Below are 24,533 nucleotides of genomic sequence, written 5' to 3'. Positions count from 1 at the left end.
TCAAAACATCAGATTGTCCTTCACCAGCACCCAGCGGCCGTTCTTCACCTGCTGCACCTGGGTGACGGTGGTGGCGAGATGGTTGGTCTTCGAGAACACCGTCGGCGGCGAATTAAAGATATCCTGGAACTTGTCGCCGGACTCCAGCGCGTCGAGCATCTTCTGGCCAGTGAGATCCTTGCCGGCCTTGTTGGCATAATGCGCGAACGTCATCACCGCATTGTAGCCGATGATCGCCTGGGTGTTGGCGTCGGCGTTGAACATCTTCTTGTAATTGACGAGCCAGTCCTTCACCTTTCCCTTCGCGGTGTCTTCGTAGGGAATTTCGAAGTTCGAGGCGGAATACAAGCCTTCCACCACTTCCTTGCCGAGCGCCGGCACTTCGAGCACGTTAACGGGCGTGGCGCCGAGGAAGGTGACGTCCCATCCGAGCTTCTTCGCTTCACCCATCGTGCCGATCGGCTCACGGAGGACCGCGCCGAGCACGACGAGGTCGCAACCGTCGGACTTCATCTTGGCGACCTGCGCGCTGAAATCGGAGGCGCCGCGCTTGTAGCTCGTGATCGAGGCCGGCTGCAGCTTCATGGCGGTGAGCTGCTGGTTGAAGCCGTCGAGCACGTTTTTGCCGTACTCGTCGTCCTGATGCAGGATGCACGGCTTCTTGAAATTCTTTGCCTCTATCATGTATTTGAGCGCTGCGCGTGTGCTCTCGACATAGGGCAGGAGGTTGTTGAACTTCAGCCGCTCCTGCGGCTTGGCCGGATCGAACTTGAAGGTGAACTCGGCCGCCGTCAGCGGGAAGAGCTGAAGCACGCCGGCGTCGAGCAGGATATCCTGCGCAGCGAGCACGGTCGGCGATCCCATTGGTCCCACCATCGCGAAAATCTTGTCGCGCTCGATCAGCTTTTGCGAAGCCAGCACCGCTTTCTTCGGATCGTAGCCCGAGTCCTCGACAACCAGCTTGATCTTGCGGCCCTGGACACCGCCGGCCGCGTTGATCTCCTCGACCGCCATCTTCATGCCGTTGGAGACCGGGACGCCCCAGCCCTTGATCGGCCCCGACAGGTCCTGATGGGTGCCGATGACGATCTCGGATGCCGAGATGCCATCGTTGGTGACCTTGGTTTGCGCCGCGGCCGGCAGACAGGTGAGCACCACGGCGCTCACAGCAAGGCCGAGCGTGCTGAACGATTTCGACATTGACGTCTCCTCTCCTTTGGGCCCGTATGGTGCGAAGGGCGGGGGCCACAGCTCCTTCGCTTTCTCGAACTGGCAGGCTCGTCACGCCACCGCGCGCTGGCGATACATCGCCTCGATCTCGGCAGCGTAACGCTTGTTCACGAAGCCGCGCTTCAGCTTCATGGTCGGCGTCAGCTCCTCGTCCTCCGGGGTCAGCTGGCGCTCGATCAGGTAAAATCTCTTGATGGTCTCGACGCGGGCGAAATTGCCGTTGACGCCTTCGATCTCGCGCCAGATCAGGTCCTGGATCTCCGCCGCGCGGCACAGGCTCGCATAATTGGTGAAGGGGATGTCGTGGTCCTGGGCGAATTTCTCGACATTCTCCTGGTCGATCATCACGAGGCAGGTGAGATAAGGCCGCTTGTCGCCGATCACCACGGCATCCGAGATGTAGGGCGAGAATTTGAGCTGGTTCTCGATCTCGGACGGCGTGACGTTCTTTCCGCCGGAGGTGATGATGATGTCCTTCATCCGGTCGGTGACGCGGACAAAGCCTTCGTTATCGATGGTGCCGACGTCGCCGGTGTGCAGCCAGCCGCGATGGTCGATGGTCTCGGCGGTCTTCTCGGGCTGATTCAGATAGCCCATGAACAGGAAGTCGCCCTTGATCAGGATCTCGCCATCGGGCGACAGCGCGACCTCGCCCCAGGACACGGCAGTGCCGACCGAGCCGAACTTGATGCGTTCCGCCGGCATCATAGTCGCGACGCCGCAGTTCTCGGTCTGGCCATAGACCTCGTGCATGTCGATGCCGAGCGCGAGATACCAGCGGATCAGCTCTGGTGCGATCGGCGCAGCGCCGGTGAACGCGATGCGGCAGCGGTCGAGCCCCATCATGCGGCGGATGTTGCGGAACGCGAGCCGGTAGGCGATGCCGTTGGCGATGCGCAGCGAGAGCGGGGGCGCCCTGCCCTCGATCCGGCAATCGACCATGCGATAGCCGACCTTGATGGCGCGGCGATAGACCCATTGCTGGAGCGGCGTCGCGTCCTTCAGCGCGATCGTGACGGAGGAATAGAACTTCTCCCAGATGCGAGGCACCGCAAAGAAGACGGTCGGCTGCACCTCGCGCAGATTGTCCGGCACCGTCTCCGGGCTCTCGGCGAAATTCATCACCGAGCCGAGTGCGACCGAGATGTAGTAGCCGGCGACCCGCTCGGCGACGTGGCAGAGCGGAAGGAAGATCAGCCGGTCTTCGTCCTCCCGCGCCGAGATGAAATCGTTGGCATGCCGCATCTGGTGCGTCACGCTGCGGTTCGCGTGCATCGCGCCCTTGGGCGGACCGGTGGTGCCCGAGGTGTAGACGAGGATGACAAGGTCGTCCGCGCTGCGGCTGTCGATCATCTCCTGCCACAGCGCCTCGCGGCCGACCATGTGGTTGCGGCCGAGCGCACGGAACTCGTCGAGCGACATCACCATGTCGTCGAAGAAGCCGCTGAGGCCCTCCATGTCGAACACGATGACCTTTTGCAGGGACGGACAGCGCGCGCGGCAGGCGAGCACCTTGTCGAGTTGCTCCTCGTCCTCGGCGAAGATCACCTTGGTCCGGGAATCGTTGACCAGGTATTCGACCTGGGAGGATGCATCGGTCGGATAGATTCCAGAGGAAACACCGCCGGCGCACAAAATCCCCATGTCGGCATGAACCCATTCCGGCACGGCATTGGCGATGACGGAGGCGACGTCGCCGGGCAGAAAGCCGGAGGCGCGAAGCGCGTAGGCGATCTCCTTCGAGATCTCCAGCCACTCGCGCCAGCTGGTCGGCTGCCAGATGCCGAATTTCTTCTCGCGAATAGCCGGCCTGTCGCCCCGCGTCTCGGCGGCGCGCAAGAAGCTCTTCGCGATCGTATCAGCGACCGTCAGCACCGCCGGTCGGGCCATGCGCGTCTCCTCCTTGTCGCTCTCCCCTCCGCTGCCTGCCTTGCCGGCGGTCTGTCGTTGCGGATGGGCCAATCCATTTAACGCCTTCCCCTAGCGCCAAGTCTTCGGCGCCAAATCTTCAGCGCCAGGTCTTCTTCTTTTTCCAGCGGCGCTCGCCTCGCGCGCCCGCCTCCTTGGCGCCGAGGTAGAATTCCTGGATGTCCTGGGAATGCATCAAGCGGTCGCAGGTGTCATTCATCACGACGCGGCCGATCTCGAGCACGTAGCCGTAATGCGCCGTCTCCAGCGCCACCTTGGCGTTCTGCTCGACCAGCAGGATCGACATGCCCTGCTCCTCGTTGACGCGGCGGATGATGGTGAAAATCTCCTTCATCAGCAGCGGCGACAGGCCGAGCGAGGGCTCGTCGAGCAGCAGCAAGGTCGGCCGGTTCATCAGCGCACGCCCGATCGCGAGCATCTGCTGCTCGCCGCCGGAAAGCTGGCCGGCCGGCTGGTTGATGCGCTCCTTCAGACGCGGGAAATAGCCGTAGACGCGCTCCAGATCCTCCGCGACGCCATCACGATCCCGGCGCGGATACGCCCCCATCATCAGGTTCTCACGCACCGAGAGGAACGGGAACACCTCGCGCCCCTCCGGCACATGGCTGAGACCCAGCCGCACGATCCGGTCCGCCTCCATACGCTGGATCGACTTGCCCATGAATTCGATCGTGCCCTTCTGCGGATCCAGAATGCCCGAGATCGTCTTCAGCACCGTCGTCTTGCCGGCGCCGTTGGCGCCGAGCAGGGTGACGATGCGGCCGCGCGGCACCTCCAGCGAGATGCCGCGGATCGCCATGATCGGCCCGTAATAGCTCTCGATGTTGGAGAGCTTCAGGATGATGTCGGGCGTGACGGCGGCATCCATGCGTCAGGCTCCCAGATACGCGGCGACGACATCGGGATGCTGCTGCACCTCGGCAGGCGAGCCCATCGCCAGCACGCGGCCATAGTTCAGCGCGATGACGCGATCGGAGACGCGGTTGACCAGCGACATGTCGTGTTCGACCATCAGCACGGTGACGCCGAGCTCGTTCTTCATGTCGCGGATCCAGAAAGACATGTCGCCGGTCTCCTCGACATTCAGTCCGGAGGACGGCTCGTCGAGCAGGATCAGTTTCGGCTCCGAGCAAAGTGCGCGCGCCAGCTCGATCACCTTGCGCACGCCGTAGGGCAGGCCGGAGATCAGCTTGTCGCGATAGGGTTCGAGATCGAGGAACTCGATCACCTGCTCGACCCTGCGGCGATGCACCTTCTCGTTCGCCCGCACGCTCGGCAGGAACAGCAGCTCCTGCCAGAGCTGGGTGGTCGAGTGACGGTGGCGGCCGACCAGGAGGTTGGCGAGCACGGTCGCGTTCTCGAACAGCTCGATGTTCTGGAAGGTTCGCGCGATGCCGAGCCTGGCGATGTCGTAGGGCGGCTGCTCCGTGATGTCCTGGTCTTCGAAGAAGATGCGGCCCGTGGTCGGCCGGTAGATCCGCGAGATCAGGTTGAAGATCGAGCTCTTGCCGGCACCGTTCGGCCCGATGATCGAGAGGATCTCGCCCTTCTCGACCGCGAAGGATACCGCATCGACCGCCTTCAGCCCTCCGAAATGCAGCGACAGGTTCTCCGCGCGAAAATAGCTCATCGGTTGCGCTCCGACTTCACGTAGATCTTCTGCCGCTTGAAGGTCGCGCGCTTGTAGAGCGGGAACAGCTGGAAGAAGAGCTTGATCTTGAGCCAGCGGCCGTAGAGCCCGAGCGGCTCGAACAGCACGAACAGCACGATGATGATGCCGTAGATCGCGCCCTTCAGCCCGTTGAGCGAGGCGAAGGCCGCGACTTTCGACTGGATATTGCCCGCAGTCGCCGCGCCCGCCCCGAACGTCGCGGCAATGCCGGCGATGATGCCGGGCAAGTCGTCCTTCAGATAGGTCAGGAACGGGTCGATCATCACGATGAAGATCGCGCCCAGCACCGCGCCGTGCAGGCTGAAGGTGCCGCCGATCAGGATCACGATGATGAACTCGATCGAGAGCTGGAGCGTGAACATCTCCGGCGAGATGAAGGAGAGCTTGTGCGCGAACAGCACGCCGGCAAAGCCGGTGATCGCCGCCGAGATCGCAAAGGACTTCACCTTGTACAGCGCGACGTTGACGCCCATGCTGCGCGCCGCGGTCTCGCTGTCGCGGATCGCGACGAACGCGCGCCCTGTCGGCGAGCGCAGCAGATTGAGCGTGCCGACGATGGTCAACACCAGCACGGCCAGGCAGAGGAAATAGAAGGTCGGGCTGTCGCGCGGGACGGTGACGCCGAGCAGCGACAATGTCTTGACCCGCATGCCCTCGTTGCCGTTGGTGACGCTCTCCCAGCGCGCCAGGATCTCCTCGACGATCAGGGCAAAGGAGATGGTGGCGATGACGAGGTAGATGCCGGTCAGGCGCAGGGCGGGAAAGCCGACCATCGCGCCGATCAACCCGGTCAGGGCACCGGCGGCGAGGAAATAGACCGGGAACGGCACGTTGTATTTCTGCAAGTATGCCGCCGTGTAAGCGCCGATCGCGAGGAACGCGGCGTGGCCCAGCGAGGCTTGCCCGGTAAAACCGGTCAGGATCAGAAGGCCGACACCGACCGTCGCGTAGATGCAGACGAAGACGAGCTGGCTCATCAGATAGCTGGAGAGCACATAGGGCGCGATCAGCAGCAGCGCGAGCAGGATGCCGTAGGAGACGACGTAGCCCGAATGCGGGAACAGCTTGATGTCGTCCTCATAGTCGGTCTTGAACAGGAAGCGCATGGCGTTCAGACCTTCTTGCGGACGTGAAGGCCGAACAGGCCTTCAGGCTTGAGCAAGAGCACGGCGAGCAGCACGAGATAGGGCGCGACGTCCTTCCAGCCCTCCGCCAGATAGAAGCCGGCCATGCTCTCGATCACGCCGATCAGCACGCCGCCGACGACCGCGCCGGGGATCGAGCCGAAGCCGCCGAGGACTGCGGCGGGAAACGCCTTGAGGCCGAGCACGAGGCCGACATTGGAATGGATGAACGTGATCGGCGCCAGCAGCACGCCGGCGCAGGTCGCGACCGCCGCGCTGATCGCCCAGACCACCGACACTACGCGCTTGACCGGGATGCCCATGTAATAGGCCGCCAGCATATTCTCGGAACTGGCGCGCATCGCGGTGCCGAGCGTGGTCCTGTTGAAGAACAGCCAGAGCAGCGCGCACAGGATCATCGTCGCGGCGATCACCGAGAGCTTGTCATAGGCCAGCACCAGCGAGCCGACGCGCAGCACGCCATGGCTGAACGGCGTCTCGATCTTCAGATCGTCGGTGCCCCAGATCATCCCGGCGACCGAGCGCAAGAAATAGCCGAGGCCGATGGTGGCCATGATGATGGAGAATTGCGGATAGCCGAGGATCGGCCGCACCACCACGCGCTCTGCCAGCATGCCGAACAACGCCATGGCAGCCACCGCACCGGCAAAGCCGATCCAGTAGTTCAGTCCCATCATGCCGATGAAGGTGAAGGCGAAGAAGCCGCCCAGCATCATCAAATCGCCCTGGGCGAAATTGACGACCTCGGTGGCCTTGTAGACGAGCACGAAGCCGAGCGCGATCAGGCCGTAGACGCAGCCGAGCGCAACACCGCTGACCAGCTGCTGAACGAAATCCAGCATCGCCGCGCTTCCTCCCGATACAACCGGCGGCTCTTCGCGACCGCCTTGCTGCATCTTGTGTCCAGTCGCTACGCGGTCGTTTCGCCGCGTTAGCGCCATTTGTCCCGACGCCAATTCAGCCTGAACCGTCCAGCGCTGTCAACAAACGGTGACTTGCCATTAGTAGCAACCGGATGGCGGAATTTGTGGGCCGTAGATTCACGGTGCCGAAACATCTTGGGATCATGGTCGCGAGCGATGCAAAACCGGATGGTATGGCCGTCATGAAGCCGGACAGATCGGCGCTGGAAGTCCTGGGGTTAACGAAGCGTTTTGACCGTCTGGCGGTCGACAGCCTCGATCTCACTATTCACGCCGGCGAATTCTATGCGCTGGTCGGCCCCAACGGCGCCGGCAAGACCACCACTTTGCGCATGGTTGCGGGCCTGTTGCGGCCCGATGCCGGCGCGGTCACGATCTTCGGCATCGATGCGCTCGCAAATCCCGTCGCCGCCAAGCAGGTGATGGCGTGGGTGTCCGATGAGCCCATGATCTACGACAAGCTGACGCCGCTTGAGTACCTCGAATTCGTCGCCGGGCTCTGGGGCATCGCGCCGTCGGTCTCGGAACCGGTCGCGCAGGACCTCCTGACCTCGCTCGGGCTCGAGCCGCACCGGCACGAACGCTGCGAAGGCTTTTCCAAGGGCATGCGCCAGAAGGTCGCTCTCGCCGGCGCGCTGGTGCACGATCCCCGCCTCATCATCCTCGACGAACCGCTGACCGGCCTCGATGCCGTTTCCGCCCGCCACGTGAAGGGGCTGCTGAGCGAGCGCGTCCGCGCCGGCTGCACGGTCATCATGACCACGCATATTCTCGAGGTGGCCGAACGCATGGCCGACCGCATCGGCGTGATCGCCTCGGGCCGTCTGGTCGCCGAGGGCACGCTGACCCAGCTGCGCCAGCAGAACGGCCATGCCGACACCAGCCTGGAAGATCTCTTCATCGCGCTGGTCACGCTTCCGGAAGCCGCATGAGCTCGGCAACCGCACTGTCCTGGTTTGCCCGCCACGAGCTCCGGCTCGCCTGGCGCGAATGGTTCGCCATGATGACCGGCGGGCGGCGCAAGCGGGCGCGCGCCGCAATGATCGGCCTGCTGTTCTTCGCGGCCCTCCTACACGTACCGGCCTGGGCTGTGATCGGCCGCTTCGCCGACCTGCAGCTGCCGCTCGACAAATCCTCGCTGATCGTGATCTCGGCGACGATCTTTCTCGCCTGGACGCTGATGCTGTCGCAGGCGATCGAATCGGTGACGCGGGTGTTTTACGCCCGCGCCGATCTCGACCTGATCATGTCCTCGCCCGCGATGCTGGCCAATCTGTTCTCGGTGCGCATCGCCGCGATCGCACTGGCCGTCACCGTGATGGCGCTGCTGTTCTCGACGCCGTTCATCGACGTGCTGGTGATCGGCGGCGGCGCGCGCTGGCTCGCGGCGTTCGGCGTCGTCGTCGCCATGGGCCTCTCGGCCGCGGCGATCGCGATCGCCATCACCATCCTGCTGTTCCGCCTGATCGGCCCGGCGCGCACGCGCTTCGTCGCCCAGGTCCTCGCCGCGATGATCGGCGCCGGTTTCGTGATCGCGCTCCAGGTCGCCGCGATCATGTCCTATGGCACGCTGTCGCGCTTCACCATCCTGACCTCGGGCAGCTTCGCCGCCTACGCGCCCGACGTCGACAGCATCTGGTGGTGGCCGGCGCGGGCGGCCATGGGCGACAGCGAGGCGCTGCTGCTGCTCCTGGCGCTCGGGCTCGTGCTGCTCGGCAGCGTGATGGCGGTCTTCTCGCACCGCTTTGCCGATACCGCAATCGATGCCGCCGCTTACGGCGCCTCCGGCAGCAAGGCCGCGAAACAGCGCCCGTTCCGCGGCGGATCGCGGCAACAGGCGCTGCGGCGCAAGGAATTTTCGCTGCTCTGGCGCGATCCCTGGCTGATCTCGCAGACGCTGATGCAGCTGCTCTATTTGGTGCCGCCGGCGCTGCTGCTCTGGCGCAATTTTGCCGACAGCTCCGCGGCGCTGACGCTGATCACACCTGTCATCGTGATGGCGGCGGGACAGCTCGCGGGCGGGCTCGCCTGGCTGACGATCTCGGGCGAGGACGCGCCCGACCTGGTCGCGACCGCGCCGCTGACGCCGTCCAGCGTCATCCGCGCCAAGATCGAGGTGGTGCTGATCGCCATCGCCGCCATCTTCTGCCCGCTGATCGCGGCACTCGCTTTCGCCTCGCCGTTCCAGGCCGCGGTCAGTGCCGGTGCTGTCATCATCAGCGCGGCCTCCGCCACCGCAATCCAGCTCTGGTTCCGCGTGCAGGCCCGGCGCAGCCAATTCCGCCGCCGCCAGACCTCGTCGCGGCTCGCGACCTTCGCCGAAGCCTTCTCCTCGATCGGCTGGGCCGCCAGCGCAGCGCTGCTGCTCGCCCTCCCCATCGCCGGCCTCATCAGCGGCCTGATCACCGCGGGCCTCATCGCCATCACCTGGAAGTTCAGCCCAAGGCGCAACTAAAAGCCGGGAGTAAGGCTGCGACACTGACGCGCTGTTGATCGCTGCCTATTGGCCACGCGCTGCATTGCACGCTAGACTTCTTCCGAAGTCATCGGGGACGGATTCATGCGGCGACTGGTTTCAGCGGCTCTGGCGCTGTTCGGCGCATTCCTCTCTCCTGCTCTCGCCCAGCAGCCACCTCAGCGGAGCGAATGCCTGGCGATGGCAAACGCCATGCCCCGCGCAATGCCGGCCGCCTTCCGGCAGGCCGCAGGCTCGGCTGAAGTCCAGATCACCTATGCCGGCCATTCCACCTATTTCATCGACACGCCCGGCGGCTTGCGCATCGCGACCGACTACAGCGGCGCCTACCAGGTCGGACGTCTGCCCGATGTCGTCACCATGAACCGGGCGCACAGCACCCACTACTCTTTATTTCCCGACAAGCGCATTCCCCATGTGCTGCATGGCTGGGGCGAGGACGGCAAGCCGGCCGTCGTGTCGGAGCGCATCGGCGACACCTTCATCCGCAACGTCACGACCGACATCCGCCGCTATTTCGGTGACGATTCCGGCACCGATATGATCCGCGACGGCAATTCGATCTTCATCTTCGAGGTCGCCGGCCTCTGCATCGGCCATCTCGGCCATCTCCACCACAAGCTCGACGAAACCCATTTCGCCCAGATCGGGCGGCTCGACATCGTGATGGTGCCGATCGACGGCACCTACACCATGTCGCTCGACGGCGTCTCCGAGATCACCAAGCGGCTGCGCGCCTCTGTGGTGCTGCCGATGCACCGCTTCGCCACCCCGCTCGACGAGTTCATGCACCTCATCGGCCGCCAGTTCGAGATCGACCGGCGCAGCGAGCGCTCCTTCCGGATGTCGCGGGACGCGCTGCCGACGACGCCGACAGTGATCATCCTCGACGGCGTCTGACGCGCAATTTTCTCCAAGTCGATTGGCGTTCGTTCGTGCTGATCTCCTCACGACAGGAGATCGACATGACCGACTTTGCCAGACTTTTGCACGCGGACGGACCGAACCCCGAGCACGCGGCAGCGCTCCAGCTTTACGGCCGCTTCGTCGGCGACTGGGATGCCGGGATCACCGCTCATGGCCCCGACGGAACCAAGCACACCGCGCCCGGCGAAATCCATTTCGGCTGGGTGCTGGAAGGCCGCGCCGTTCAGGATGTCTGGATCATCCCTCGCCCAGCGGCTGCGCCGGCGTTTGCGATCGCCGGCAATTGGTACGGCACGACGCTGCGGGTCTACGACCCCTCCATTTCCGCGTGGCGGATTTCCTGGTTCGATCCCGGTCGTAGCGTGTTCCGCCAGCAGGTCGGCCACCCGCGCGGCGCGGACATCGTGCAGGAAGGCACGACCGATGCGGGCGACCTGACACGCTGGAGTTTCACGGAGATTACCGATGATTCCTTCCATTGGCTCGGCGAAGTGAAGCCGGCAGCCGCCGTCGATTGGCGGCTTGTGGTCGATGTGAGGGCGAAGCGGCGCAAGGGCTAACGACGGCGTCGCTGTGCTCGCGATGACGGGTGCGGTTGCGCAGCACGCGCAGCTGGATGCGGAGACGAGGTGCTAGGCTCCCCCCACAAAAAACATAAGGGAGCGAATGCCGATGGCTGCAAGCGGTGTGCCCGCCAACACGAGCGGGCTATTCGTCGAGCCGCGCGAGGACTGGCTCGCGCAATATCAGGAGGAGATCATCGATCCCTTGCGGCCGATCGTCGATCCTCATCACCATCTCTGGAATCGCGGGCATCGCTATCTGATCGAGGAGATGGCGGCCGATATCGCCTCCGGGCACAACATCATCGCCACCGTCTATGTCGACTGCCGTTCGATGTATCGCGCGCACGGGCCCGAGGCATTCCGGCCGGTCGGCGAAGTCGAGTTCGCCAACGGCGTCGCCGCCATGAGCGCAAGCGGCGGCTACGGCACGGCCGCGATCTGCGCCGGCATCGTCAGCCACGTGAACCTGCTGCTGGGCGATGCCGCCAAGCCGGTGCTGGAAGCCGAGATCGCGGCGGGCAACGGCCGCTTCCGCGGCATCAGGCATTCCTCGGCCTGGGACGAAGACCCTGTCGTCGCCGGCATGTATGCCAACCGGCCGAAGGGGTTGTTGCGGGATCCGACTTTCCGCAAAGGCTTTGCCTGCCTCGCACCGCTGAACCTGAGCTTCGATGCCTGGCTGTTTCACCTGCAGATCGGCGAGCTGACCGAGCTCGCGCGCGCCTTTCCCGACACCAAAATCGTGCTCGACCATTGCGGCGGCCCGGCCGGCGTCGGTCGCTTTGCCGGGCGGCGCGAAGAGGTGTTTCCGCAATGGCGCGCCTCGATCCAGGAGATCGCGAAGTGCGGGAACGTCTCGGTGAAACTCGGTGGGCTCGCGATGTGCCTGCTCGGCTATGACTTCCATCTGCGCGCGAAGCCGCCGTCATCCGAGGAGCTTGCCGCGGCCTGGCGGCCCTATGTCGAGACCTGCATCGAGGCGTTCGGCCCCAGGCGCGCGATGTTCGAGAGCAATTTCCCGCCGGACAAGGGCCAGTGCAGCTACCAGGTGATCTTCAACGCGTTCAAGCGTATCGCGGCGCCCTTGAGCGAGGCCGAGAAGACGGCGCTGTTCTCGCAGACGGCGACCGATGTCTACCGGCTCGAACTGCCGTCATGACGAGAAGAGGGGCCGGGATGTCGGTCCCGGCCCCTCTTCCGTCGTGGCCGCTGGGAAGCGTCCTTGGATATGCTTGAACTCTAGCCAGCCCCCAACAGCGAGGCGGGGCGGCGCTCGCCGGCGGAGACGAACATCCGCTTGAGCTTGTTGACGACGCGGATCAGGAATCCGATCATCACGGGATTGGTCTTGCGGCAGAAGGCGATCTTCTTGACGTGGCCTTCGACATGCCATTTGGCATGCGCGCCGTCGCGGAAGAAGATGACGTCGCCGGGCCCATAGCGCTTCGGCGGCATGCCGTCGCTTTCGAGCACGATCGATCCTTCCATGATCATGATCGTCTCGTCGATGTCGTAGTACCAGTTGAAGCGGCCTTCGGTGCACTGCCAGATGATGGTCGAGGCGGTGCCGTCTGCGCTGGTGGACAGGATGTGCGAGCGCGACACCGGATTGCCTTCGATAATCCAGGACGGCTCGATCGGCCGCAGCTCGAGATCCACGTTGCAACTGCTGATTTCAATCAATGACGGCGACATCTGCTTCCCCAGGGAATAAAATATGTATGGCCGGGTCTGGGCCCGGATTGTTTCCAAAGATGTTGGAACGCTAGTAGCCGGTTTTTAATTCTTTCTTACGCAGGCGCCGACAATCAGCCGCAAGTTGCAGTGCGAAGAGGTTAACGTCGGGATTTGCCTGCAAATTCGCGCACATGAACCCATTTTTTCCGGGGTGCGACAAAGTGCGCGAAAGTGACCAGCGAAGGAGCCCACACCGATGCCCCTCACCCCGGAGGTTCTGACAGCCCAAGGCGAGGTCGTCGCGTGGCTCGGCAGCCTCGATGTTTCCTTCGCAACCGAAGATGAGCCCTGGTTCACCATCGACGGCGTCGAAAACCCCCGGCAGATCGGCAGCGACGGCTGCGGCGGCACCTTCGTGCTGCTGCCGTCGCGGAATGTGCTCTACGTCTCATCGGAGGGCCGCGCAGGAATTATCGCCGGCACGTTCGAGGCCTTCATCCAGCTCGTTGTCGCCCGCCCCTACTGGCTGGACATCCTCAAATTCTCCGCCGGCGGCGATCTCGCGGAGATGCGGCGCGCGGCGGATGCGCTGGAGGCGACACTGGACGAGGAGGATGACGTCAACGCGGCCCGCGAGGAAATTCGCGGCGGCCTCGACCTGCCCGAGGCGGACGATCCCATCGGTGCGCTTTACGAGGCGGTCGCCACGTCCGACGCCATCGTGCGGGCCACCGACGGCAGCCCGTTCACGACGCTGTTCAACCGCTTCAGCATCGACAACAACCGGATGCTGCGCAACGCGGCGGCGTAAGAGAACGAACGGACTACTTCGCCCACTCGCCCTTGCGGAACACCGGCACCTTGCTTCCGTCGGCGAGAATGCCGTCGATGTCGGTCTCGGCAGAACCGATCATCCAGTCGATATGGATCAGGCTCTGGTTGCCGCCTTGCGCGGCGATCTGCTGCGGCGTCAGCTGCGCGCCGTTGACGAAGCATTTCGAATAGCACTGGCCGAGCGCGATGTGCGAGGCCGCGTTCTCGTCGAACAGCGTGTTGTAGAACAACAGCCCGCTCTGCGAGATCGGCGAGGAATGCGGCACCAGCGCCACCTCGCCGAGACGCCGCGCGCCTTCGTCGGTGTCGAGCACCTTGTTCAGCACCTCCGCGCCGCGCGATGCCTTTGCGTCGACGATCTTGCCGTCCTCGAAGCGCACCGCGATGTTGTCGATCAGCGTGCCCTGGTAGGACAGCGGCTTCGAGCTCACGACATGGCCAAAGACGCGCCGGCAATGCGGCGTGGTGAAAACCTCTTCGGTCGGGATATTGGCGTTGCAACTGATGCCGTTCTTGGACAGCGAGGCGCCGCCCTCCCACTCGTGTCCGTCGGCAAGCCCGATGGAGAGGTCGATGCCGGGACCTGAATATTGCAGCGCGCGAAAACGCTGGCCGTTGAGCCAGTTGGTACGCTCGCGCAACACCGCGTTGTGGCTCGCCCAATTGCCCATCGCATCCTCGCGGTCGACGCGGGAGGCCGCGAAGATCGCGTCTGCCAGCTTGCCGATCGCAACGTCCTCGGGATCATCTGGGAAGACCTGTTTGGCCCATGACGGGCTCGGATAGGCGATGATGTTCCAGTTGGTGTCGAAATTGACGATTTTTTCCAGCGCCGGCTGATAGGCTATCGAATTGGCCTTGCTGGCGCGCGCCACCTTGGAAGGATCTTCGCCGGACAGCAGCATCGGATTGTCGCCGACGATGGCGAGCCGCGCGGTGTTGTCGGAGAACGCCTTGGCCATGCCCTCATAGAGCCAGTTGGCGGCACGATCGAAGCTGTTGTCCTGGCCGTGGCGGTAGCGCGCCAGCGTCATCTCCTCATCCGACAGGATCGGCGTCACGATACCGGCGCCGGCCTTGTAGGCGTGCACGGCGATCCGCCGCACCAGCGGCAGCGCGATCGCGGGCGCCGTCAAGAGCAGATCCTGTCCCGGCCGCAAGCCCAGGCCCACCTTCACCGCCACCTCGGCCAGCCGGTCGAGTTTCACGGGATCGATGGGAACGGCGGAATTGCGGTGATCAATCATGCGGGGTCCTCTGCCGAAGCTCTCTCGTTCAATCTAAGTCTAGCATCGCAAGGCGCAAGTGCGCGAGCGCCTTGCGACACGGAGAGATACGGAGTTTCGCGCATTTTGGTTTTCAACGCGTTGCCGATTTCAGCACCCGGTCGACCATGGCAGGCGCAAGGCCGAGGTAATTTTTCGGTGAAGTCAGCGCTTCGATCGTGGCACGGTCGATCCTGACGGAGACGCGGGCGTCGGACGAGAGCGCGTCCGCCAATGTCAGACCCTTCTCATTGGCGAGCCGGCAGGCATCATAGACCACGTCATGCGCCTCCTGCCGCCCGATCTGCGGCGCCAGCCCCATCATGACCGCTTCGGCCACGATCAGGCCGCGGCTGATGGAGAGATTGTCGTTCATCTTCCTTTCATCGACGATGAGGCCTGCTAGCGCAAACTTCGCCTGGTGCAGCGCGCCGGCGGTCAGCACGAAGCTTTCCGGGATCGCCATCCATTCGGCATGCCAGGGCCCGGTGGCGCGCTCGAAATCCTGCACCATCGCATCCAGCATCAGACCGGCATGCTGGCGCACCGCCTTGGACGCCGCGAGCATCAGCTCCGAGGAGATCGGGTTGCGCTTCTGCGGCATGGTCGAGGAGGCGCCGCGGCCCTTGACGAAGGGCTCGTAGACCTCGGCGAACTCGGTCGAGGCCATGATCATGATGTCGAGTGCGATCTTGCCGAGCGAGCCTGTGACCAGCGCGAGGAAATTCACGGCCTCGGCAAAGCCGTCGCGCGCGACGTGCCAGGTCGAGGCGGGAACGCCGAGCCCGAGCTCGGCGCAGAGCGCCTCCTGCACCTCGAACCCCTTGCCGCCGAGCGAGGCCAGCGTTCCGGCGGCGCCGGCGAACTGTCCGACCAGCACGCGCGGCTTCAATTGCACGAGCCGCTCGGCGTGGCGGTCGAACATCGCGAGCCAGATCGCGGTCTTGTAGCCGAACGTCACCGGCAGCGCCTGCTGGAGATGGGTACGCCCGGCCATCGGCGTGTCGCGGTAGCGCTTCGAGAGGTCCGCGAGGATGTTTCGCAGCTCGGCGATGTCGCGCTCGACGATCCCGAGCGCGGCGCGCAATTGCAGCACCACCGCGGTATCCATGATGTCCTGCGTGGTCGCGCCCCAATGCACATAGCGGCCGGCCTCGCCGCACTGCTTCACCATCTGATGAACCAGCGGCAGAATCGGATAGCCGACGATGTCGGTCTCCTGTCGCAGCAGATCGAAATCGAATGCGGCGACGTCGGTCAGCGCCGCGATCTGGTCGGCGGCTTCCTGCGGGATCACGCCGCACTTCGCCTCCGCCTTCGCCAGCGCCACCTCGACCTCGGCATAGCGCGCCACCAGCGCGACATCGGAAAACACCTCGCGCATCTCGGGCGTGCCGAAGGCGTCGCGGAACAGCATGGAATCGAGCACGGTCGTCGAGGCGGGAAAAGCGGGCATGGGCGTTTCTTTATGGTTTGCGTTTGTGTGAGAGCAGCTTACGCGGGCCGCGCTGTTCGGCAATGGACATTCATGGCTCGCCACCCATTCGATGCCGTACGACGACATTACGACGGCGCATCGCTCCATCACCCCCGCCATCCTGAGATGCGAAGCGTGCGACGCGCGGCGGCGCACGAAGCGCCTCGAAATGATGAGCGGCCGCGATGCAGCCGGGCCGTCGCCCTTCGACGGCCGTGACAAGGCGGCCACTTCAGGGGAACGGGGATAAATTGTGCGCGCGGCAAGATCGGGCTATGTGCGCAGCCCGCGACAGTCCACCAGACCCGCCACATTCTCATTCAAGTTGCATTCCTATCCGAAAACGGCATAGCAGCCATCACGCGATCGTGGTGAACCCGGCAGGCCGCTCAGCGGACTCACAGTCTTAGAGTCGAAATCCATTCTGATTTCATCATTGCCTGATGTCATTGCGAGGGTTGAGTTTTCGACGTGCAGTTTATGTTCCGGGACCACCTTCTCGACACCGACCGGCGCGAGCTGAGCCGCGAGCAGGTTCCCGTGGCCGTGGAGCCGCAGGTCTTCGACCTCGTCGTCCACCTCATGGAGAACCGCGACCGGGTGGTCAGCAAGGATGAGCTGATCGACAAGATCTGGCACGGGCGCAGCGTCTCCGAATCCACCCTGACCAGCCGGATCAACGCGGCGCGCAAGGCGATCGGCGACAGCGGAGCCAACCAGGCGCTGATCCGCACCATCGCGCGCAAGGGCTTTCGTTTCGTCGGCGCTGTCCAGACGCAGCGCGGCGCGGCCTTGCCGGAGCTGGGCCGTGTCGCCCAGGCGCCGCAGGCGGCGCTCGCGCTGCCCGACCGTCCCGCGATCGCCGTTCTGCCCTTCACCAATATGAGCGGCGACCGCGAGCAGGACTATTTCTCCGACGGCATCAGCGAGGACATCATCACGGCGCTGTCGAAGCTGCGCTGGTTCTTCGTCGTCGCCCGTAACTCTTCCTTCGTCTACAAGGGCCGCGCCGTGCACATGCACGAAGTCGCGCGCGAGCTCGGCGTACGCTATGTGCTCGAAGGCAGCGTGCGGCGCAGCGGCGATCGCCTGCGCATCTCGGCGCAGCTCAACGACGTCTCGACCGGCAGCCATCTCTGGGCCGAGCGTTACGACCGCGAGCTTGCCGACATCTTCGCCGTGCAGGACGAGATCACCGAGGCGATCGTCGCCGCGATCGAGCCGCAGCTCTATACCGCCGAAAGCTTTCGTGCCCAGCAGAAGCCACCGGGCAGCCTCGACGCCTGGGACCTCGTGATGCGTGCGCTGTCGCATTACTGGCGCATCACGCGCGAGGACAACGCCGCCGCGCAAGGACTGCTGGAACAGGCGACCGCGATCGATCCCGCCTATGGCAAGGCGCTGGGCCTGCTCGCGACCAGCCATATCTTCGGCGCGCATATGGGTTGGGCCGACATGGCCATGACCGTGCCGGTCGCCGAACGCGCGGCGCTCGCGGCGGTGGAAGCCGATCGCGAGGACGCCTGGGCCCATCACGGTCTGGCTTACACTTATTTGTTCCGCCGCCGCTTCGACGACGCGCTGGCTGAGTTCGAGCTGACGCTGCAACTCAATCCGAATTTTGCGATGGCGCACGCTTTCTACGGCGTGACGCTGTGCTACGCCGGGAGATGGCGAGACGGCGATGCCGCCGCACGCCGCGCGCTGCGGCTGAGCCCGCGCGATCCGCTCGCGGCGATCTATTGCGGCGTAGCCGCCTATGCCCAGTTCATCGGCCGCAACTATGAGGGAGCCGTGCAGATGGCGCGGGAATCGATGCGACAGCGCGCCGATTTCGTCGGCGCCCATCGCGTGCTGACGGCAGCCGCCGGCATGTTGGGCGATCCTCAGCTCGCGGCGTACGCGTTGCGGGGCCTGCAACGCACCCAGCCCGGCATCTCGCTGGCCTGGCTCACGCGCGAGCTTCCGATGCGGCGGGCAGAGGATCGCGAGCACTATCTGCAGGGGTTTCGGCGCGCGGGAATGAGGTGATGCTGTTTACCCTCCCCTGGAGGGGTCCGGGACGAGCGTAGCTCGCCCGTGGGTCGGCTCGCATCTGAGCGCAGCGAAGATGAGAGACGGGGTGGGGTGACGGTCTCTCCACAACGAACACTGCCTGCGTGGAGAGATCACCCCACCCCGCTCGCGCTTCGCGCGATCGACCCTCCCCCTCCAAGGGAGGGTAAGAGCACCTCTACTCCTGCATCATCTCGCCGCTGCCGCCGAACTCGGCCGGAAAGTCCTTCAGCTTCGGCAGGCCGTCGCGCATCGGCAGCACCGTCTCCGAATAGTTGACGTGGACGCCGGGCGTGAAGGCGAGCGTGGGGATGGTGGCGGTGAAGACGTCGATCAAGTCGAGCGGCGGGTGGTTGGTCATGAGATGACCGCCGCACTTCTTGCAATATTTGCGCTGGCTGAGCGGCGTCTTGGCAAAGGTCTCGACGTTCTGGGCGCCTTCGGTGATGCGCACGGCTTCCGGCTTCCACAGGCTGAAGGCATTCACCGGTCCGCCCGACCACGAGCGGCAGGAGCGGCAATGGCAATAGCCCATCGCCGCCGGCTCGCCTGTGACCTCGATTGTGACCGCGCCACAGAAGCAGTTTCCGACATGTTTCATTGGGTCGTCTCCGTTGGATGAAGGTTGAAATTCCTCTCCCCGCTCCGGCTCGCCGATAAACCGGCAAAGGCGGATGCGGGGAGAGGCGTCGGAGCGGAGGGAATCACCCCGAGGGACGTTGAAGGCTGGAGGCCGGCAACGTCCGTTACGCGCTTCGGTTCCGCCGCGCGTCCTCCTTTCGGTGGACGCGGCGGAAAGATGCTACGGCTATACCGATCTGCGCCAGGGAATAAGCATCGACACCCGTTGTTTGTACTGCCGGTATTCGTCGCCGAAGAGATCGACGAGGTCGTGCTCCTCCAGCGCGATGCCGACGAAGATGTAGAGCGTGGTCACGGCCGCGAACAGCAGATGGCCCGCCGTCATGACCGGCGCCGCCCAGAACGCGATGATGAAGCCGAGATAGATCGGATGACGAACGAACTTGTAGAACAACGGCGTCTTGAAGCGCGGCGGCGCCGCCTCATTGCCCACGAGATGGTTGGTCACCTGGTGCAACCCGAACAATTCGAAGTGATTGATGATGAAGGTCGAGGCGAACACCAGCACCCAGCCCGCGAGGGACAGCGTGACCAGCGTCACGGCGAGATCCGGGTTTCCGACATCCCATACGACCGTAGGCATCGGACGCCACTGCCAGAACAGGAGCAGCAATGACAGGCTCGCGAACAGCACGTAGGTCGAGCGCTCGACCGGCTTGGGGACGAACTGCGTCCACCACGCCTTGAACTGCTTGCGCGCCATCACGCTGTGCTGAAGGGCGAACAGCGTCATCAGCAGTAGATTGATGATGACGGCTTCGGCCGTCGGCGTGTCGGTTCCGGTGTCGATGGTCTTCGGCACCACCAGCCCCATGACGAAGCCGATGGCATAGAGAATGGTGACGAAAAACACGAGATATGCCGCAATTCCGTACAGAAAGCCGATGAATTTGAAAATGCGTGAGCCCGCAACCTCCGGGCCGATGGAATGAAGCTGGTGATCAAGTTGGGTCATAGAACGCTCCGTTGTGCCGAGGCATCGGCACTGTTTAGTGTTCGCACCATGCCGGATCGGACACCCCCTGACTTTCGCGGACGGTTGATTTTCGCCTGAGACCACTTTGATTTTTGCTTGAGACGACAGAAACGTGCGATTTCTCTTTGAAAACAACGTGCTCGACGGCGACCTGCGGGAACTGACCTGCAGCGGCGCGGCCGTGCCGCTGCAGCCGCAGGTGTTCGATCTGCTGCTCTATCTGGTCGCGCAACGCGCCCGTGTGGTCAGCAAGGATGACCTGATCAGCCAGATCTGGAGCGACCGCATCGTCTCGGATTCCGCCCTGAACAGCCGAATCAATGCCGCACGCAAGGCGCTTGGCGACGACGGCGCGACGCAGCGGCTGATCAAGACGATCCCGCGCAAAGGCTTTCGCTTCGTCGGCGACGTCCGGGAAGATGTGGCAGCGACGCTTGCGCCGGTGGAACCCGGCCCTGCCCCGGTGCGCGCCGTGACGGACCGCCCGGCGATCGCGGTGCTCGCCTTCGAGAACATGAGCGGCGATCCCGCGCAGGAATATTTCGGCGACGGGATCAGCGAGGACATTCTCACCGCGCTGTCGAAGCAGCGCTGGTTCATGGTGATCGCCCGCAATTCGTCCTTCACCTACAAGGGGCGCTCGGTTCATATCAGGCAGATCGCCGAAGAGCTCGGCGTCCGCTACATCGTCGAAGGCAGCGTGCGCAAGGTCGACAACCGTGTGCGCATCACCGCGCAGCTCAACGACGCCACCACCGGCAGCCATCTCTGGGCCGAGCGCTACGACCGCGAGCTTGTCGACGTCTTCGCCGTGCAGGACGACATCACCAACGCGATCGTCGCGGCGATCGAGCCGCAGATCCATGCGGCAGAGAATTTTCGCGCCGACCGCAAGCCGCCCGCGAGCCTCGATGCCTGGGACCTGTTGATGCGCGCGCTGTCGCATTACTGGCGGGTGACGCAGCAGGACCACAAGGCTGCGCAGGCGTTGCTCAAACGCGCCATTTCGATCGACTCGAACTACGGTCAGGCGCTGTCGGTGCTCGCGGCAAGCCACATGTTCGGCGTCCATCTCGGCTGGGCGGAGCTTGCCACGACGGTGCCGATCGCGGAGGCCGCCGCGCTCGCCGCGGTGCGCCATGACCACGAGGATGCCTGGGCGCATGCCGCGCTCGGCAGCGTCTTCTTCTCGACGCGCAGGCTTTCCGACGCGCTGTCCGAGTTCGAGCAGGCGCTCGCGCTCAACCCGAACTTCTCGCTGGCGCAGGGTTATTACGCGCTGGCGCTGTCCTACGCCGGCCGCTCCGGGGAATCGTTCGATGCGGCGCAGAGGGCGATCCGGCTCTCGCCGCGCGATCCGTCACTGGCGATCTATTACGGCATTGCCGGCTATGCGCGCTTCACCGAACGGCATTACGACGAGGCGATCGCGCTGGCGCGCGAGGCGATCCGCCATCGCGGCGACCTCACCGGCGCCTACCGCGTGCTCGCGGTGTCCGCCGGCATGACCGGCGACGGCGCGCTCGCCGAGATGGCGCTGGGTGAACTCCGACGTACCCAGCCCAACATCTCGCTGCACTGGATCGCGACGCAGCTGCCTTGGGCCAGTGACGCCGATCGCGAGCACTATCTGGAGGGATTCCGGCGCGCGGGGTTGGGGTAGAGACTCCCTCTCCCCGCAAATGCGCAAAGGGCGGATGCAGATACGACGCGTCGTCTCAGGCTCCTCCGCACGCGGTCAGTGGATCGTAATCGGGCCGCATCAGCATCGCGTGGAGCTGGCGCCGCCGAACGCCCATGTTGCCACCGTCGAAGATCGGCAGCGCCAACGCGTCCTGCAACAAGCGGCCGAACGGCGCCGCGTGATCATAGCTGTCGATGCCGACCACGCGCATCAGGTCGGTGATGACCCGCACCGCGGCTTCGGAGCCGAAAATCTTGGCCTGGACCGCGAGCTCGTCGGCGCCCGGTGATTGCGTATCGAGCGCATGGCAGGCCCGCCAGCTCAGGTAACGCGCGGCTTCGATAGTGGTCTTGGCATCGGCGAGTGCATAGCCGACCGCCTGATGCTCGATGATCGCCTGTACCCCGCCGCGTTTCTCGGTGCGGGCAAAATGCAGTGCGAAGTCGAAGGCGGCCCGCATCAGGGCGACACCGAAGATGCCGACCAGCGCCGCCGTGCCGGTGAAGGCGGCGGACGCCAGCATCAAGCCGCCCCCCTCCTGCCCGAGCAGATTGCCGTGCGGCGCGGTGACGGCACGCAGGCTGAATTCCGGCACGAGGTGAGCGCGGTGGCCGATCGAATCAATGGCGCGTTCGAACACGATGCCATGCACCGGGCCTTCGACCGCAATGATGGAGACACCCTGCTCCGGTGGCGCGGCGGGATTGGTCCGGCACACCACGCACAACACGTCGGCGCCATTGCGGTCCCACCCGGTGGCGGACGACACCCATTTCTTGCGGCCGTTGATGATCCAATTGCCGAGCTCGCGTTTTGCGGTGGTGCGCACGCCCTCGCCCGGCGGCGGTGCGGCAGCATTGGCGCTGCCGCCGGGTTCCGAGGAGCAGAAGCCCGCAAGCGGAGCGCCGCTCGTCTTCAGGAACGGTGCAAGCAGGCGGGCGCATTGCTCCGCGGTGCCACCAAGCAGAATTGGCAGCAGACCGAGCACCGTGCCGAGCATGGTCAGCGTCACGCTCGGATTCACAGCGTAGAATTCTTCCGCCAGGATCGCCATGTCGATGAGTCCGGCATTGTCGCCGCCCGCCGGCGCCGGAATGCATTTGCGCAGATAACCAGCAGCGACCATCGCCTCATAGGTCGGCTTCGTCGCGAGGAAGCGCTCTTCCGGCGTCGCCAGCAACTCGGCCTTGCCGGCGCCGGCCAAGACCTCCGCCGCGAATTTTCGCGATTGAAGCTGCAACGCGCGCTGCGCAGGTGAAAGCGTGAAATCAATCGCCATCGAACATCTCCCTCGCTCCGGCAGGTCACCAGGGTGAGCCGAGCGAGGGCGGAAAATCTTGGTCGGCAGCGACCTAATTCTTGGCTGGAGGTGAACTACTCGCCCTTCCCCTTCGTCCTCCGAAATTCGCGCGGGGCGAGGCCGTGGCTGCGCTTGAAGAGGCGGTTGAAGTGCGAGATGTCGGAAAAGCCGGCCTCATACGCGATCGTGGAGATGGCCTTGTGACGATGCTGCGCGTCGAGCAGGTCGCGGGCGCAGATCAGGATCCGCCGATCGCTGACATGCTCGCCGACGGAGCGGCCGGTCGCGACGAACAACCGGTGCACATAGCGCTCCGAGCAGCGGAACTTCCGGGCAAGCAATTCGGCATCGAGACCGGGATCGTCGCTGTGGCGGTCGATATGGTCGAGCATCATCGACAGCAGCACGGGCGCATTCACGCGCGCAACCGGCATTTCACCCAGCATCTCCGGTGCATGCGCGATCAGCTCGACCACATGCGTGCCGCTGCTTGCCGCAACGGCGGGTGCTGCCAGGCAAAGCTCGGCATAGCCTGCGAGCGTGCGCGACAACGCGCGGCCATTTTCCGTCCTCGACAACGCAAGCCGCGGAGAATCCGCAAAGCTCTTTGGCAGGTGCCGCCGCGGCACGGCAAAGCAAAAGAGGCGGAAGTCGCGGCCGTTGGCAATCTCGAACGGCTCGGTCGTATCGGCGACCGCGAGGTCGCCGGGCGCACAGACCTGCTCGTGTCCCCGCTGCGTCGTGCGGCCCAGACCCTCGAGCTGGAGATTGACGAAGCAGAGATCGTCCGTGCTTCGCGCAATATGGGGCCGCAGCCGGAGAACGCAGTGCCCTGTGGCTTTCACCAGCGAAATCTGGACCGACGCAGCGTCGGTACGCGCGATCGAACCTTCGAAGGGACGGTCGGCGATTTTACGCGGCTCGAGCCGGACAAAGGCCGCAGCGAGATCGTCGGCCCAACTGCCGAAGGGCTGATCGGCGCGAGATGGCTTGGCTGACCATTCCATAGGTGCGCCCCCGGAACGAGGAATTCGCGCGTGCAAATTCAGATTGGACGACCCAGCGGGACGGAAGGATAGCTTTTGGCGAACAACCGGTCAAATCTCGAAGGCGCGCAATATGCGACCGTCATCACGTCGTCATTGCGAGCGCAGCCGTCGGCGCACCGGAAACCAAGTGAGTGGTTAGATGAGCAATCCGCTACCTGGCTTTCGCCTGCATCGGCTTCGGTGCCGGCACGGCGGCCCATTCCTTGTCGGCGCGGGGGCCGTTGAGATCGCCGGTGAGGCCGACGAGCTGGCCGGGCAGCACGTCGAGGGTCTGTTGCCAGGTCTGGGTCTGGCACAGGAACTTGATCAGGCAACCCCTGAGCTTGAGGCGATCGGCGGAGTCGCGCCACAGCGAGACCGAATAGGATTTGCCGTCCTCGGCATCGTCGCCTGCAAACCCATGATGAGCTGATGGCCGAGCAGCGCGCGGGCGCGCTTGTCGGGATCGGGATTCTCCTTGTCGCGATAGGGCTGGCCGCGCTTGTCGGCCGGCTCCTTCATCCAGATGATGAAGCCGCAGATGCGGTCGCGCGACGGCCCGCAACGCTCGAGCCTGATGCGCGCGCGGCCGTCCTGGACGAGCCAGGTGCCGCTGGGATCGGGCGGCGCCGCGGCGCCGGCGCGGCCGCCAAACACCATCATCAGGATCGTGATCGCAACGCGCAACACGAAGCGAAGGACAATGTTCATCAGCGGCACCTTTCGT

21 protein-coding genes and 1 pseudogene are annotated in these 24,533 nt (G+C 64.5%); 8 read left to right on the top strand and 14 right to left on the bottom strand.

Going from position 1 to position 24,533, the window contains the following annotated elements:
* The 6 genes from AB7245_RS04505 to AB7245_RS04480 all read right to left on the bottom strand — a co-directional run bounded on the left by AB7245_RS04505 (nucleotide 1) and on the right by AB7245_RS04480 (nucleotide 6,818).
* Nucleotides 1-1,200 (bottom strand): ABC transporter substrate-binding protein, encoded by a 1,200-nt coding sequence (locus AB7245_RS04505; protein ID WP_085398855.1) that lies wholly within the window; start codon nucleotides 1,198-1,200, stop codon nucleotides 1-3.
* 81 nt (nucleotides 1,201-1,281) lie between these two features.
* On the bottom strand, nucleotides 1,282-3,120 hold the full coding sequence (locus tag AB7245_RS04500; RefSeq protein WP_085398865.1) for an AMP-dependent synthetase/ligase: 1,839 nt from the start codon (nucleotides 3,118-3,120) through the stop codon (nucleotides 1,282-1,284).
* Nucleotides 3,121-3,238: 118 nt separating this feature from the next.
* Complete coding sequence (locus AB7245_RS04495; protein WP_085398854.1) at nucleotides 3,239-4,027, bottom strand: ABC transporter ATP-binding protein; 789 nt, start codon at nucleotides 4,025-4,027, stop codon at nucleotides 3,239-3,241.
* Nucleotides 4,028-4,030: 3 nt separating this feature from the next.
* Nucleotides 4,031-4,789 carry an ABC transporter ATP-binding protein gene (locus tag AB7245_RS04490; RefSeq protein ID WP_085398853.1) on the bottom strand — a complete coding sequence of 253 codons (759 nt, stop codon included), beginning with the start codon at nucleotides 4,787-4,789 and terminating at the stop codon, nucleotides 4,031-4,033.
* A complete protein-coding gene (locus AB7245_RS04485; protein ID WP_085398852.1) occupies nucleotides 4,786-5,937 on the bottom strand; it encodes a branched-chain amino acid ABC transporter permease in 1,152 nt (383 codons plus the stop codon). The genes AB7245_RS04490 and AB7245_RS04485 overlap by 4 nt, the downstream gene beginning before the upstream one ends.
* A 5-nt stretch (nucleotides 5,938-5,942) precedes the next feature.
* Nucleotides 5,943-6,818, bottom strand: coding sequence for a branched-chain amino acid ABC transporter permease (locus AB7245_RS04480; RefSeq protein ID WP_085398851.1), 876 nt, complete (start codon nucleotides 6,816-6,818; stop codon nucleotides 5,943-5,945).
* A gap of 263 nt (nucleotides 6,819-7,081) precedes the next feature.
* Here AB7245_RS04480 and AB7245_RS04475 point away from each other — a divergent pair, with 263 nt between their 5' ends.
* The 5 genes from AB7245_RS04475 to AB7245_RS04455 all read left to right on the top strand — a co-directional run bounded on the left by AB7245_RS04475 (nucleotide 7,082) and on the right by AB7245_RS04455 (nucleotide 12,027).
* Complete coding sequence (locus AB7245_RS04475; RefSeq protein WP_439035697.1) at nucleotides 7,082-7,831, top strand: ABC transporter ATP-binding protein; 750 nt, start codon at nucleotides 7,082-7,084, stop codon at nucleotides 7,829-7,831.
* Nucleotides 7,828-9,354 carry a permease gene (locus tag AB7245_RS04470; RefSeq protein WP_085398850.1) on the top strand — a complete coding sequence of 509 codons (1,527 nt, stop codon included), beginning with the start codon at nucleotides 7,828-7,830 and terminating at the stop codon, nucleotides 9,352-9,354. Before AB7245_RS04475 ends, AB7245_RS04470 begins: the two co-directional genes overlap by 4 nt.
* Before the next feature lie 105 nt (nucleotides 9,355-9,459).
* The gene (locus tag AB7245_RS04465; protein WP_071916860.1) at nucleotides 9,460-10,275 is read left to right on the top strand and encodes an MBL fold metallo-hydrolase; all 816 of its coding nucleotides are present in this window, start codon (nucleotides 9,460-9,462) and stop codon (nucleotides 10,273-10,275) included.
* Between the two features lie 65 nt (nucleotides 10,276-10,340).
* Nucleotides 10,341-10,862: a hypothetical protein gene (locus tag AB7245_RS04460; RefSeq protein ID WP_085398863.1), complete on the top strand. Its 522-nt coding sequence runs from the start codon at nucleotides 10,341-10,343 to the stop codon at nucleotides 10,860-10,862.
* Between the two features lie 112 nt (nucleotides 10,863-10,974).
* Nucleotides 10,975-12,027 carry an amidohydrolase family protein gene (locus tag AB7245_RS04455; protein ID WP_439033904.1) on the top strand — a complete coding sequence of 351 codons (1,053 nt, stop codon included), beginning with the start codon at nucleotides 10,975-10,977 and terminating at the stop codon, nucleotides 12,025-12,027.
* Between the two features lie 80 nt (nucleotides 12,028-12,107).
* Here AB7245_RS04455 and AB7245_RS04450 read toward each other — a convergent pair whose 3' ends face one another.
* On the bottom strand, nucleotides 12,108-12,563 hold the full coding sequence (locus tag AB7245_RS04450; RefSeq protein ID WP_028157215.1) for a cupin domain-containing protein: 456 nt from the start codon (nucleotides 12,561-12,563) through the stop codon (nucleotides 12,108-12,110).
* Between the two features lie 238 nt (nucleotides 12,564-12,801).
* On the opposite strand from AB7245_RS04450, the gene AB7245_RS04445 reads away from it, so the two are divergent.
* A complete protein-coding gene (locus AB7245_RS04445) occupies nucleotides 12,802-13,356 on the top strand; it encodes a hypothetical protein (RefSeq protein ID WP_135215603.1) in 555 nt (184 codons plus the stop codon).
* A 13-nt stretch (nucleotides 13,357-13,369) separates the two neighbouring features.
* On the opposite strand, the gene AB7245_RS04440 is transcribed toward AB7245_RS04445, so the two are convergent.
* Nucleotides 13,370-14,626 (bottom strand): aminopeptidase, encoded by a 1,257-nt coding sequence (locus AB7245_RS04440; protein WP_085398846.1) that lies wholly within the window; start codon nucleotides 14,624-14,626, stop codon nucleotides 13,370-13,372.
* 112 nt (nucleotides 14,627-14,738) lie between these two features.
* Nucleotides 14,739-16,100 (bottom strand): 3-carboxy-cis,cis-muconate cycloisomerase, encoded by a 1,362-nt coding sequence (gene pcaB, locus AB7245_RS04435; RefSeq protein ID WP_085398845.1) that lies wholly within the window; start codon nucleotides 16,098-16,100, stop codon nucleotides 14,739-14,741.
* Nucleotides 16,101-16,592: 492 nt separating this feature from the next.
* Between pcaB and AB7245_RS04430 the strand changes: the two genes are divergently transcribed.
* Complete coding sequence (locus AB7245_RS04430; protein WP_085398843.1) at nucleotides 16,593-18,152, top strand: winged helix-turn-helix domain-containing protein; 1,560 nt, start codon at nucleotides 16,593-16,595, stop codon at nucleotides 18,150-18,152.
* A 202-nt stretch (nucleotides 18,153-18,354) separates the two neighbouring features.
* On the opposite strand, the gene AB7245_RS04425 is transcribed toward AB7245_RS04430, so the two are convergent.
* Together AB7245_RS04425 and mddA are read right to left on the bottom strand one after the other, a co-directional pair.
* Nucleotides 18,355-18,777, bottom strand: coding sequence for a GFA family protein (locus AB7245_RS04425; protein ID WP_085398345.1), 423 nt, complete (start codon nucleotides 18,775-18,777; stop codon nucleotides 18,355-18,357).
* Between the two features lie 207 nt (nucleotides 18,778-18,984).
* Entirely contained in the window at nucleotides 18,985-19,773 is a 789-nt protein-coding gene (gene mddA, locus AB7245_RS04420) for a methanethiol S-methyltransferase (RefSeq protein ID WP_085398346.1), read from the bottom strand.
* Nucleotides 19,774-19,906: 133 nt separating this feature from the next.
* Between mddA and AB7245_RS04415 the strand changes: the two genes are divergently transcribed.
* Entirely contained in the window at nucleotides 19,907-21,457 is a 1,551-nt protein-coding gene (locus AB7245_RS04415; RefSeq protein WP_439033903.1) for a winged helix-turn-helix domain-containing protein, read from the top strand.
* Between the two features lie 55 nt (nucleotides 21,458-21,512).
* Here the strand turns inward: AB7245_RS04415 and AB7245_RS04410 are convergent, their stop codons facing one another.
* From AB7245_RS04410 to AB7245_RS04400, 3 genes and pseudogenes are all read right to left on the bottom strand, one after another.
* The gene (locus tag AB7245_RS04410) at nucleotides 21,513-22,757 is read right to left on the bottom strand and encodes an acyl-CoA dehydrogenase family protein (protein ID WP_085398347.1); all 1,245 of its coding nucleotides are present in this window, start codon (nucleotides 22,755-22,757) and stop codon (nucleotides 21,513-21,515) included.
* A gap of 95 nt (nucleotides 22,758-22,852) precedes the next feature.
* Nucleotides 22,853-23,785, bottom strand: coding sequence for a helix-turn-helix domain-containing protein (locus AB7245_RS04405; RefSeq protein WP_085398348.1), 933 nt, complete (start codon nucleotides 23,783-23,785; stop codon nucleotides 22,853-22,855).
* A 193-nt stretch (nucleotides 23,786-23,978) separates the two neighbouring features.
* Nucleotides 23,979-24,517, bottom strand: a pseudogene (locus tag AB7245_RS04400) (DUF2147 domain-containing protein).
* Nucleotides 24,518-24,533: the final 16 nt, after the last annotated feature.

This window comes from Bradyrhizobium sp. 604_D8_N2_3, assembly GCF_051810765.1.
In the GTDB taxonomy this organism is placed as follows: Bacteria; Pseudomonadota; Alphaproteobacteria; order Rhizobiales; family Xanthobacteraceae; genus Bradyrhizobium; species Bradyrhizobium barranii.
The sequence above is the reverse complement of the archived record's forward strand: the minus strand, read 5'-3'. Positions and strand labels throughout refer to the sequence as shown.